This window comes from Paenibacillus lacisediminis (assembly GCF_046567315.2).
Window position 1 is genome coordinate 535,067 of sequence record NZ_JBKIAX020000003.1, and the last position, 12,371, is coordinate 547,437.

The following is a 12,371-nucleotide window of genomic DNA, read 5'->3' on the forward strand; positions in this document are numbered from 1 at the left end:
CTTCGGACAGCCTCTGGTTGTTTTTTTATTTAATTGCGATGAACCGATCCGGAAGCGGCGACACGCTCGCCTTTCGGCAGCTCGGCCGGCGTTTCGTGCGCTTTAAGCGACCGGCGCGGCAGCTTCCATTTGTAATGAACGGATAACATACGAAAAAATACGACAATCGTAAACAGCAGGATCAATTCCAGTGTGGATTTGAAAAATCCGAAGCCTACGGCAAGCCCCGCCAGCATCGCCCATACCGCGTAAATCTCATCGCGCAGCACCAGCGGTTTGCGTCCGGCAAGCAAATCGCGGATAATTCCGCCGCCGATCCCAGTAAGCACCGCCGCTACGAGCACCGCGCTCATCGGGTGCTTCATTTCCGTGGCATACAGCGCCCCTTGAATGGCAAAGGCCGACAGGCCGATGGCGTCAAAAAACACCTCCGCCCTTTTCCAATGCCTGATCCAGGGAAGCGGCAAAATAAAAGCTACCAGCACGGACAACACCGCGAGCAAAATCAAATCACTTTGCCCCCACAGCGTCGTTACCGGTATGCCAATGAGCACATTGCGCACGATTCCCCCGCCAAACGCCGTAACCAAACCAAGCACCAAAACGCCCAGGATGTCGTACTCCTCTTCCATCGCCACAAACGCTCCCGACACGGCAAACGCGATGGTTCCGATGATGCTGAAAATGTCAAATATGTGCATCTCTTTTGTACTCTTCTGCCCTCTCTTTCGCCCTTATGCCTGCATCATCCATTTTAGGCCTTTGCACCAAAATTGTGCAACCCTCAAATTTGAATTATACTACATGAACAAGGGATTCAACCAGAAAGGAAGAAAAGAAATGACTGGAAAGCGAGTGCTCATTTTTGCGGGCGGACGCATCGACCCTGATGTAATAAAGGATATCCGAGCGGATGATGTGGTGATCGGCGCCGACCGGGGCGCGTTGTTTTTGGTAGAACAGGGAATCCGGCCGCACCTGGCGGTTGGGGATTTCGATTCCGTCAGTCCCGGAGAGCTGGACAAAATCAAAGAGAACAGTATGAAGCTCATCGCTTGCGATCCTATCGACAAAGATTTGACCGATACCGAGCTGGCCTATGACCTGGCATTGCAACAACAGCCTGCGGAAATCTTGATGACCGGCGTCATCGGGACAAGGCTTGACCATACGCTCGCCAACGTGCATATGATGCTGCGCGGCCTGCAGCAACAGATTCGCACCGACATTTGGGACAAGCACAATTACATAACGTTAACCGATTCCGAGTGCCGGATAATGGACCGCGGCTATACTTACGTTTCCCTCCTCCCGTTTACCCCTGAAGTGACGGGGATAACGCTCACTGGTTTTTTGTACCCCCTGGAAAATGCCAGCTTGAGCATAGGACAATCACTGGGCGTCAGCAACCGTTTAACGGGTCCCGAAGGAATCGTCCGGATTTCAAGCGGTCTCTTGCTCATTATGCAAAGTAAAGATTAAACGAAAACAATTTTGTAACCTTTTTGATTGCTTACATATATGTAAAAAAACCTTGATGAATCAAGGTTTTTTTATTTGCATTCGCCAAGTCTCGCCTCTTTTTCTTAATAGTTTGTAAACTTTAATGTTTTTTTAATAAAGGCCATCAAACTATGAATCTACCAGGTTATTAGGAGCTTCTACCACATATTGGGAGGTAACAATTCTGTTATACTTCTCTACGAACCGGTTGAAAAACAATAACTTTGGAGGTATACAACATGAACATGCGCAGCATATTCCAAAAAGTATTGACGGTTGGCATCGTGTCCACCATCGGTTTCAGCACTCTGCTTGCTAGCGGGGCTGAACCTGTACAAGCTCAGTCGGCAACAGCTAATGCTGTTTCGAAAGGAACTCAAATCGTTAACTTCGGAAAACAATTTATGGGTACGCCTTACAAATTTGGCGCTTCTACTTCGACAACAAGAGTTTTTGATTGCTCGTCATTTATGAAGTACATTTTTAAAAAGTACGGCGTTAACCTGCCCCGGACTTCCGCTGCTCAATCGAAGGAAGGTTATGCGGTTTCCAAGTCCAACCTGAAGGCCGGCGACCTGGTGTTCTTCTCCAGCGGCAGCCGCGCGAACGGCCATAACGTGACGCACGTTGCCGTTTATATGGGAGGCGGTAAAATTCTGCACACGTACGGTAAACCGGGTGTTACGATTTCCGACCTGAACTCCGGAAACTGGAAAAGAACTTATCTGAAAGCCCGCCGCGTCCTGTAAACTTTTGATCGAATCAGTACAATTCACCCTTTATCCCGGCAGTCTCTCTGCCGGGATTTTTGTCGTTTCATTGCAGCATATATCCCGTTCCGCGCACCGTATGCAGCAATTTTTGCGGTTGCCCGCGATCGATTTTTTTGCGCAAATGACGAATATATACATCGACTACGTTCGTGCCGGTGGCAAAATCGTAACCCCACACTTGCTGCAAAATCATCTCCCTACCGCATACTTTGCCTGCCCGTTTTAACAAAAACAGCAGCAAATCAAACTCTTTCGGCGTCAGCCTAATCGCCTCATCCCCACGATACACTTTGCGGCTTTTCAGCTCCATCCGTAAATCCTCGTAGCTCAACTCCGTAAGCGAGCCGTCCCCGATCCGTTTGAACAACGCGATTAAGTGCCCGGCTCGAGCATACAGCTCGGCGATCGGGACGTCAATACTTACGACATCGTTTGCACCGGCGGCAAACCCGGTCACGACTTCATCCGTGCTCCAGTCGCGTAATAGGAGGATGAGCGGGTAGGCCGCAAAACGGCCAACCTGCTGCAAAATTTCCCCCGCGGACATATCCGGCAAATCCGCTCCCAACAGCACCAGGTCCGGAAACTCCTGTTCCAGATAACGGAGCGTACCTTTTCCGTTCCGATGCTGCGAGACTTCATACCCTGCCTCTTCCAGCCCTAATCTTAACCGTTCCCCTGCGGAAGAATCCGCCAAGGACAACAGCACCTTCCTTTTCATTTTAGCCCCAACCACCTTGCCTGCAAATGCCAACCCTATCTTATAAGATGGTCATTCTGCGCAAAAAGCATTCCAAAGGTCCTTGGGGAATGGGGTTTTGGAATGGTCCTCGGCCTACCCCAAATAGCGGTCATAGATCCGCCTGGCTTCAACCGGATCTTTCGTGCCGTGAATCAGAGCCCGTCCGTCCTCGAACAATACCAGCCGACGTTCGCCGATCTTGTAGGACAGCAGGAAAGGATTCACTTCAACCTTGCCTTCTTCCAGACGGCTAAGCGCTCTTGCCATATCGGGCAGGTTCAACTTCCGCTTTTGGGCCGGCCGGATCTGAACCGTATCCCTGCCGCAGAGCACTTCGGTTTTCCGGTGACTCGCCGCGGATAAGTACGGGAAGTCGGGATGCGCACCGCAGGAAGGACATTCTTCCCGTTTGGCGGAGGCCACCTTGATGGAGGCTTGTTCGTTGCGCCACAAATCAAAGGTCAACAACGTTCCGCGCAGCGCTTCCGGATGCCCGGTTAACAGCTTTAACGCCTCCGTCGTCTGATGGGCCACGACCGTTTGAACCGCCGAAGGGATAACGCCAACCGTATCGCAGGTATCGCCGCCCATGGGGATCGTCCCGAGCAAACAGTTCAAGCAAGGCGTTACTCCCGGCAAAATCGTAAACGTGATGCCATAGCTGCCGACGCAGCCCCCGTAAATCCACGGAACCCGGTATTTTTGTGAAATATCGTTGATCATCATCCGTGTATCAAAGTTGTCCGTCGCGTCCATAATCAGATGGACACCGGGGATAAGCATCTCCAGCTCTTCCGGTCCCACATCCGTCACAAACGCCTCGATCTCAACCGTGCTATTGATCGCCTTCAGCCGCTCGCGCGCCGCGACCGCCTTTGGCACTCTTGCGGCGGCATCCGCTTCCGAAAACAGCTGCTGCCGCTGCAAATTGCTCCATTCCACATAATCGCGGTCGGCGATAACGACATGCCCCGCCCCGGACCTTGTGAGCGCTTCGGCGATTCCGGTCCCGAGCGCTCCCGCCCCGATGATCAGCACCTTCGCTTTCCCCAGCATATCCTGGCCTGCAGCGCCGATCGGAGCAAAAAGCTTTTGCCGCGAATAGCGGTCGGCTTTATCGCCTGGTGCCGTGGTATCCTCTATCTTCATGAAGGTATCCTCCCCATAATCCGCATGAATGTATATATAGTCAATTTTATCATCAAGGCTGCGGATTGTAACTTAGGGAATCTGCCATCCATAGAATTTACAACCCTGAGCTGAAGCATTTCGCTTGAAAATAACCTTTAGCAGCCGCCTCCCGTTCTCCGGGGAACACCTCGCTCACCTTATACACGGAACTGTTCGCCTCCGGACAGCTGTCCCGAAAATAATACTTAAGCCCGTTTCCCGTATTCACTCCGCCAAGCACGGCAGTGCTTCTCACAAGGCGTCCGCCACCCAACGCATAGTTGTTGTAGTAGCGGTCACCGATGGGAATGCCTTGCAGGAATACAAGCACCCCAACGTCGTCCAGCGTGTTGTTCCATTCCTCCTGCGGAATGACCGGCAGCGTGAACGTATAATGAACGCCTTTTTTCAGGGCAAACTCATTATGCCGATGAATTACCTTGGCGAGATTCTCCTCGATGCTGCGCACAATGGTCTGGCGCCGCACTTGATCAAACTGCTCATCATCTTGAAGGAGCGGAATCGTTAGCTCCGATTTCAGCTCGGTTTGCTGTCCGTCCGCCCATTCATCCAAACCGGAGTCGTAGGCGGTTATATACCGGTCTAACGTGAAAGAGATATCATTGCCATGGGCGTCCGCATATACGTAAGGCTTCTTGAGGCTCCAACGGTGCGTCATCACCGGACTACCGTCCGCTGCGGCCGACTCCGCCGCTGCATAAATCGAATACCCGTCGTAATCCATAACGACAATGGCAGGTATGTATACCAGCAAAGCCTGCTGCGCCAGCGGGTCATCCGCCATCCCGAAATGGATGTACAGGCTTTGCAGCAGCGCGGAAAGAGCCTGATCCTTATCGGCGCGCATCCATTTTTGCGAACCGTACCCGCTTTCGTATTGCTGGAGCTCATTGAGGTTCAGCGCGCTGCCGGCATCCTGGGCGGCCGTTCTCAGCGCCGTTGTATACCGCATTTCAAGCATGTCCGCTTCGCGGATATTTTCGGCATGCAAGCTGCCGAGCCAAAGGAACGGACTGACGATGAGCACAAACACGACTGCCCAATCAGTAATCTTCATTTAATACCATACCCCCGTAGGTCAACACGTCTTTGTAGACCGGTGCTGCCTTGGTTCCATACAAAAATTCGGACAACACATCATACGGTGAACGTGATCGATCTTTTGCGGTAACGCTGAAAAAATCTCCCGCCTGCAGCGTATATTTCACTTGTTCCTCACTGGTTGCCGCCCGGTTCTCGCTAAACAGAACGCCCAAGATCTCTTCAGTGTAATAGGCGTCGTACACGACGGTAAACCGGCCTTGAAACGTATTCGGATCGGCCGGATCGCCGTATTCGGGGTGATATTTTTTATGCCGGTGTTCAAGCTCAATATCGTAAAGATTACCTTCGGCTTCCAGGTTGCGGGTAAATTCCTCGTACATCACCGGTGAGATATACCCTTTCGTACGAACCGCATCGGCAAACTCGGTCAGGGCATGATAAGCCGCCAGGTAACGGATATCTTCTTCCCTATGAGCTGTCTGAACAGCCGGAAACAAGTACAGCAGCAGGACGGCCAGCAGTGCGGACGTGATTTTGGACAAAGCGTTGGTCATGTCGATCGCTCCCTTATTTCTTTGTGAACATCAGCTCCGCCAGCTGACCGTCGGCATCGTATTCACGCCGGGTTTCGTATTCCCCTTGCAGGTCAAGCAACGACAGCGTCTCCCTCCGCCTTTGTTCCAGAGCTTCGGCCGGTTCATCCCAGGTCAAGGCCGCAAACCGCCGGCCCTCCACCACGATCGGCACACCAAGCTCCACCCATTGCTGCAGGCCGTAGAGCAAACTTAGGCCGGAGTAAGTTTCCGTCCAATCCAGCGCGGCGTCCGCCGAATCGGACGAAGCGTCCAACGTTTTCGCAAGCATGCCGCCAGCCAAAGAAAACACGCTCCGCTCCTGAACATGGGTCTGCGCCGCCAACTGCTCCAACGCAAAATCCTGCCGCTCCGCAAAACTTAACGTGATCATGGCCGCGGTCAGGCAAAGAGATACGGAGAGAAGCAGCCAGATCATGCTTTTTGCCTGGTTCATCATCTGTCCGACCGGCCCACGATCAACGGTTTACCGTCGTTTGCGTAAATATAAGGCCGCGCACGACATTGGAGTTATCCTTGACGACCTGGGCCTTAAATTTACCGCTGGGGTTCACGTATTCATCCAGCTCTTCATCCCAAGTATCGCTGATGTCCGCATTGCTTTTGCTCGAGACCGAACCGTAATCTCTCGATGAAGACGAACCGATGTTCAAAATGTATCCGTACCATTCCCCAACGCTGTTTTTCCCTGTTTTTACTTGGACGCCGAACTGGTCGCGGTCCTGGAATTTACGCAGCGCGTTCGTCACCTGCGAACCGCTGATCGTCGTATCGTCGTACACCGTAAACGAGGCCTGGGACAGCTCCGTCTGAATGTCGGAGAAATTGTTTTGCGCGGTTTTCGTCGCTTCCTGGGCGGAAACGAACAAAATGACCACAATCGTAATCAAAGCGATCGTCAAGAAAATACCGGCAGCTACCTTTAAAGCGGATGAAGCGTTATTCATAAGTACAGTCCTCCTTGGTTCTTCATAATTTTTGAATTTGTTCAAAATACAAGCCCATTTGCTGAAAGCTCATCCAAATGAGCGGAATCACCAGATACGCAAACACAAGCGAATACATGGGCGCAAACCCGATCATTCGGCCAAATCCTGCCTTCACCTCAAGCGACTTCTCATAATCGAGCCGCCGCCGTTCAAAATGATAGGACATCTCGCTGTCCAAATCGTCAAACGCATCAGCTATCGTGATTTTTTCCGAAGCCAGCAGCAGCTTGTCCGCGAGCCGCTGGAATTCCTCCAGCACCACCTCCCGTTTCAGCTCCTCCAAGGCAACTTCGGCCCCGTGGCCGTAATCCAGCAAGCATTTCTGCAGCGGCGTCCTGAAAATGACGGCATAGGAAGCCAGCCACTCCAAAATTTCCTCCACCGAAATTCGCTCCAGCTCCCGTAAAATGGCGATCATCGTCTGAAATTGATAAACTTCATGCCGCATGTCCATCAACCGCATGCTGCGCTGAAACATCAGCGTCCAGAGGGGAAAATAATATCCGGCCCCGCCAACCAGAAGCGCAAGCAGCAGCTCCCACCATTTCAGATATTCATCGTTCCAGCGCTGTAGCTTGCCCTGGACCCGCTGGACGACTGCGGATATTTCTTCGCGGGTTGGGGCCGTACGCCCGCGGCTCATCACCGACGCAGCTAATTCGGTAACCTTATCAACCTCGGCATTTCCGGCCATATCCAGCTGTTTCATCACCCGGGCATCCAGTTCGGCTTGAACGCGGGCCTCGCGGGTCTCTTCCTTCGTAAGCGAGCCAAAAAACACGGCTCCGGCCGGAGGCTCGAGCAAAATGTATTGCCGCGACAAATGGTGAAGCGTAAAAACGGCAACCAGCGTAAACAACAAACCGCTAACAAATAAAGCCACGCGCCTCATCTGGAACAGCTCGACAGGCAGCGTATGGTTCGTATCCTTCAGCAGCCGGGTGAGTTTGTGGTAAGTCTCCGTGGCAGGCCGCGGCACAAACCAGCGGCACAGCGTTCCCAGCCCGCGCAGCTTGAGCAATCGGGCTTCCCAGGGAACCTTGGCCTCCCCGGCGCGGTAAGCCGTTTCCTCCTCGCTTTTCAACTTTTGCAGCAGCAGGTAACAGAGCAGGATGATCAAGAACAGCCCGATTTTGATCGCCATCCCCGTTTTGCTTAAATAAAACTGATCCATCAGCGGAAATTGGCTTCTGGCCCACACCTCCACCGGTTTCGTAAAGAAAACCGGCATCAAGGCAATCACATGCAGCCCTTTCAGCAAATAATCCAGCCGGTTTTTGCGGATCAGTTCCAGTTGGATTTCTCCGGTCAAGCTTGCTATTCCCCGCAAATACAGAGAACCCTGCGCACGTTTGCGGTCCCCGTATTCAAGCACCAGTCTGGAGATGCCGGCAAAAGCTTTCAGGAAACGGTTGGGCGCCGTTTCGTAATATTTCTCCAGCGCTTCGTCCGGGTTTGCGTCCGTCAGCGCCTCGCCGATCATATGCGCGTGAATTCCGATCTCCCGTGCGGTGTTTTCCTCCGCCTCCTCGATCGCGTCGGCAACCATGCCGTGGCGGTGATAGGCATGGCGGACAGCGGCAAAAAAATCCAGCATCTGTTCAAGAAGCCTGGTTTCCTGCCTGTTTACGTACCCGTCCAGCAGCACGCCTTGAATGACCGCCCCGGCGATCAGCAGCGACAACACGAAAATCCAATTAGGGTTAAATACCGCCAGAACACCAATGACGGTGATATACGTGCCCGCGGAGAAATAAGCGAATTTCATCGTTTCGCGCCGGAGTTCAAACTCATCTAACCTGTGAACCGGAGCCAGCCGTTTGCGGATCTTCAAAGCATAATGCCGAAGCGGCGGCAGCCTCATCCATATTGCATAAGATCGCATCGCAAAGGCGGATAAGGCCCGAACGAAGCTGTCCCTGGCTCCCCGGCCAGCCTTGCCGGACACGTCTTCCTCAAGCCCCAACACCTCCTCGCGTGAGCCGATTAAGCGGCCGGCCGCATACAACAAGCCAAAACCAATCAGTGAAATTCCCATCACGGCGATAAGCGCCGATTTAAGCTCCAATCTTCTCCCCCCAATACGCCTCCGCAAACTGGCGGAACGAAGCTGCGTCCTCCGGCGTCATCTCGCGGATCATCGCTTCACGGGAGCGCTTTGAGATCGGCTGAACGGCAACATAAGCACCGTCCCGGTATTCAACGATCACCCGCTCGGAGTAACCGCGGCGGTACACCATCGCTTCATCGGTTAGTCCGCTCCCCGTTTCAACAGCCCCGTCCAGCTCGCCCTCATCCCTTTCGTCCGGCCGGCAGCACTCCGTGATCCGCTCGATATACCGGTTCCCGGCCATGTCCCGGCGTAGATGCACATCGAAATCGATCGCCGAGGCGACCTGCAATTCCGCTACGCGTTCATCGCGGAACACGCCGGTTTTCAGCAAAGAATTCCGCAGCGATTCCATCAGATCGCGGAAGGTTTTAGCATGATGCGTAAACAGGGTGAACAGGCTCGCCACCTGTGCCATCTGCACCATCCAAGCGGCGACCTCGTCCGTGGCCACCTCGCCCAAAATGTTTACGGTGCCGTCCGTTTTTTTCTGCAGATCCAGCCCCGCCTGGCCGCTGACATAATCCGTCTCCCTGAAGCTCAAAATATTTCTGCCGGTATAGATTCTGCGCAAATTTAGCTCAAAAGACATCTCCTGAACGCGCAGCGTATAGGAGGCGTAAATATGCTTGACGAGCGCCATCAGCAGCGTCGTTTTGCCCGAGCCCTGCGAACCGGTAATTGCGGTGATGCGGCTTCCTTTCATGAGGAATTTCAGCAGCTCTACGGGCAGCGGTGAATTTCCCCCTTGAATAAGCTGCTCCAGCACAGCGTTTTTCACATCGAATTTACGCACAAAAAACGCCCACGACTCCGCAAACGGCGGTCTAACCACCACGATCCGCGAACCGTCCTTCATCTCGTTGACTTTAAAGCCGTTCGCTTCGGACAGCTGGCCCGGCAAATTAAATTTGTAAATGTTCTGGCACACCCGCTTCAACTCGGCTTCACTGCCAAACGACAAGAAAGAAAGCCGCACGCTTTTGCCTTTGTGAAAAATCCATACGCTGTCCCAGGAACGGGAAACTTCTTCCCCATTCGCACCAGTTGGGTCAAACGCCTCCGCCCCTGCATCCTGACCGCCCGCTTCCGGTGTGATCGCCATATGCGCGGGGATGCCGCTGACGCCGCCGCTCACTCCGTCAATCCGCTGCCCCAGCAGCTCGTCCACGACGGAAAAGCCTTTGTACGCCTGATAAATGCGCTGCACGACGATATCGAGCTTTTCCCGGAACGTCAAGAAACGGTATTCACGGTAAAAAATGCGGTCCATATCCTCAGCGCTGATCTCATAAACAAACGACCCTTCCTCCGCTTTGGGAGCTTTGGGCTCATCCAGGCTGTACTCTTCAATCAACCTCGACAATCCATCGGTCCCGAAGCTGAGCTTGTACAAGTATAAAACGATGTCAAAGCGGTCCTGCGCCGTCAGTTTGTCCCTGTCGTCGAACGGAATAATCCGGTCGATATCGTCTTCCCCAATCCCGTAACCGCGGGCCAGCAAATCCTTGATGAAGGATTTCACGTACCGTTTATCCTGCACGTCCCCGTATGTACATCCCCGCAGCGCCTTGCGTAGTTCGCCCCGCGCTTTGACCCGGCGGTTCCAGGTCTCTTCGCCCACTCCCCAGTCATTGGCGTGCGAACGGCTCAGCTCATGCAAGCTGCGCTTCACGTATTCGATCAGCGCGGGAAACGAATAGCGGTCGTCGTTCGCCATACAAACACCAGGTCCGCCTGTGACAGTACGCGCCCTCACCCATAAAAAAAGCAGCCCTAACATTACAATGAGAGCGATGAGCAGCAGGTTTACGACTTTGTCGTTCAAGCTTAGGCCCCCCTCACGCGAGCTGCTTGTGCCGCCGCTTTTCCCGTAAGTTCGAGCAGATTCCGGCTCAAATCCCGGCAGCTTGCCAGCACGGCTTCCCGCGAGCCGCCCCGCTTCGGAAGCAGTCTGTACCGGCGAAAAAACGACAGGATGTCCCGATCGTTCCACGCGTTCGCAAACTCGGTGTCGTAAGGAATGCCGAAGACCGGCAGGGCACGGCGGTAGCGGCGCTTCAGATTGGCCAGATTCAAGCCGGAGTCCGAATCGTAAGGAGCCAGGACAACGCACAGTTTGCGGCGGCTCGTCACCGTTTGTTTCGCAAGCGCGGCAAAAAAATCATCCAGCTGCGCCCGCCGCTGCTGCAGTACCGCCACCACAATCTCCTCTTCGCTGCCGGCCAGCGCCTCCGGCAGCTCTCGTATCCGCGGGGCGTGCCTCAGCACAAGGTCATAGCTCCGTTCCGCGGCCATTGCCAGCTCTAACAGATCTCGCCCTTCGCTAAGCCCGGGCGTACCGTGGAGACCGCCGGCCCGAAAGCCTGTCGCCAGATCAAGGCGGCCGCGAATGACGGGCAGCGTGTAATCGGCATAATTCGCTTTCGTGAGGAGCCCGCTGTCCGACAGGCGAAGCAGCGCTTCGATCCCGTATTCGTTAAGCCGCGAGTCCAAAATGCCTTTTTCTCCCGAAACAGCTTCCTGAGCATAGCGGCTTCCCGCCCAGAGCCCCTCCTCCACACCGCTGCCATGGCGCCCCTCATTAAACAAAAGCACGCGGTGCGGGTAATGGAGCCCCATGGTGACGGCGCACGCTGCGGCAACGCTCGCCGAACTCCCGTGCCCGGGATCCCAAAACAAAATTCTGCTCATGCGCGTCTCCTTTCCGCCCGGCGCAGCGCCCTTTTCGCCGCTCCCGCTTCAAAGCCGGCCAACCCGCTGAGCAGTTGGCGCAGCGCACGCTTATAAGAGCGGGATAAGCGGCTCATGCGCAGCCGGTGCGCATGTTCATTTTCCAGCTATACAGCCAAATTCAACTCATTCCACGGAATGATGATTTCCTCCTCATGCCACTGGAACCCAATATCGTCCATAAAACCGAGAATATAGTCGGTGCTGAGGCAGTTGTCCACCGTTCGGGTAAAAACCGGGCGCACGCGCAGCCCCCGCAGCTCGGGCCGCAAATTCACGAGGCAACGCAGCCACCGGGCGGTCGATTCTAGTTCATAACGGTCAAAGGAAGTGACCAAAACCACCTCATTGGCGGAAGCGAATATGTCCGGCGTCACAGCGTATAAAGCTTCCAAATCAACTAATTCGCAATCGTAATCCTTGGCCGTCATTCCTTCACTCCCATCCGCAGCGTTCTGGAGCAGCCGGATCGCCTGAGGTCCCGCCGCCACGTCAAACCCGCAAAACTCCGTCACCGGCAGGATCGGCTGAATCCCTCCGATCGAATAACGGTATTTGCCGCCCTCCGTAGCATCGACCAGCAGCACGCTCCGCCCCGCGGCCGTTAAGGCGCTGCTTAAATAAAGCAGCAGATCCCGTTTGTCGCTTTTTCCGATAAATACCCAGCGCTTCATTTCTTCATCCCTCCTGTCC

Annotated in this window: 13 protein-coding genes; 2 read left to right on the forward strand and 11 right to left on the reverse strand. The window is 54.1% G+C overall.

The genetic code is table 11. From position 1 onward, the window contains the following. Nucleotides 1–29 precede the first annotated feature (29 nt). The gene (locus ACLD72_RS08625; protein ID WP_410999136.1) at nt 30–701 is read right to left on the reverse strand and encodes a trimeric intracellular cation channel family protein; all 672 of its coding nucleotides are present in this window, start codon (nt 699–701) and stop codon (nt 30–32) included. A gap of 139 nt (nt 702–840) precedes the next feature. Here ACLD72_RS08625 and ACLD72_RS08630 point away from each other — a divergent pair, with 139 nt between their 5' ends. Together ACLD72_RS08630 and ACLD72_RS08635 are read left to right on the forward strand one after the other, a co-directional pair. Then, nucleotides 841–1,482, forward strand: a complete 642-nt coding sequence (locus ACLD72_RS08630) for a thiamine diphosphokinase (protein WP_410999138.1) — start codon at nt 841–843, stop codon at nt 1,480–1,482. A gap of 260 nt (nt 1,483–1,742) precedes the next feature. Continuing rightward, entirely contained in the window at nt 1,743–2,252 is a 510-nt protein-coding gene (locus ACLD72_RS08635) for a C40 family peptidase (protein ID WP_270619417.1), read from the forward strand. Between the two features lie 67 nt (nt 2,253–2,319). Here ACLD72_RS08635 and ACLD72_RS08640 read toward each other — a convergent pair whose 3' ends face one another. From ACLD72_RS08640 to ACLD72_RS08685, 10 genes are all read right to left on the reverse strand, one after another. Then, nucleotides 2,320–2,997, reverse strand: coding sequence for a response regulator transcription factor (locus ACLD72_RS08640; protein ID WP_410999140.1), 678 nt, complete (start codon nt 2,995–2,997; stop codon nt 2,320–2,322). A 114-nt stretch (nt 2,998–3,111) separates the two neighbouring features. Next, the gene (locus tag ACLD72_RS08645) at nt 3,112–4,167 is read right to left on the reverse strand and encodes a ThiF family adenylyltransferase (protein WP_410999142.1); all 1,056 of its coding nucleotides are present in this window, start codon (nt 4,165–4,167) and stop codon (nt 3,112–3,114) included. A 97-nt stretch (nt 4,168–4,264) separates the two neighbouring features. Further along, nucleotides 4,265–5,266, reverse strand: a complete 1,002-nt coding sequence (locus ACLD72_RS08650) for a hypothetical protein (protein WP_410999144.1) — start codon at nt 5,264–5,266, stop codon at nt 4,265–4,267. Beyond that, nucleotides 5,253–5,807, reverse strand: a complete 555-nt coding sequence (locus tag ACLD72_RS08655) for a hypothetical protein (RefSeq protein WP_410999146.1) — start codon at nt 5,805–5,807, stop codon at nt 5,253–5,255. The genes ACLD72_RS08650 and ACLD72_RS08655 overlap by 14 nt, the downstream gene beginning before the upstream one ends. Nucleotides 5,808–5,820: 13 nt before the next feature. Continuing rightward, on the reverse strand, nt 5,821–6,282 hold the full coding sequence (locus ACLD72_RS08660) for a hypothetical protein (RefSeq protein WP_458475711.1): 462 nt from the start codon (nt 6,280–6,282) through the stop codon (nt 5,821–5,823). 22 nt (nt 6,283–6,304) lie between these two features. Next, nucleotides 6,305–6,793 (reverse strand): ABC transporter permease, encoded by a 489-nt coding sequence (locus ACLD72_RS08665; protein ID WP_410999150.1) that lies wholly within the window; start codon nt 6,791–6,793, stop codon nt 6,305–6,307. A 22-nt stretch (nt 6,794–6,815) separates the two neighbouring features. Continuing rightward, the gene (locus ACLD72_RS08670; RefSeq protein WP_410999152.1) at nt 6,816–8,903 is read right to left on the reverse strand and encodes a hypothetical protein; all 2,088 of its coding nucleotides are present in this window, start codon (nt 8,901–8,903) and stop codon (nt 6,816–6,818) included. Then, the gene (locus ACLD72_RS08675; protein ID WP_410999214.1) at nt 8,893–10,728 is read right to left on the reverse strand and encodes an ATPase, T2SS/T4P/T4SS family; all 1,836 of its coding nucleotides are present in this window, start codon (nt 10,726–10,728) and stop codon (nt 8,893–8,895) included. The genes ACLD72_RS08670 and ACLD72_RS08675 overlap by 11 nt, the downstream gene beginning before the upstream one ends. Nucleotides 10,729–10,775: 47 nt before the next feature. After that, nucleotides 10,776–11,639, reverse strand: coding sequence for a hypothetical protein (locus tag ACLD72_RS08680; protein WP_410999154.1), 864 nt, complete (start codon nt 11,637–11,639; stop codon nt 10,776–10,778). Nucleotides 11,640–11,785: 146 nt separating this feature from the next. Beyond that, a complete protein-coding gene (locus ACLD72_RS08685) occupies nt 11,786–12,352 on the reverse strand; it encodes a hypothetical protein (protein WP_410999156.1) in 567 nt (188 codons plus the stop codon). Between the last annotated feature and the right edge of the window lie 19 nt (nt 12,353–12,371).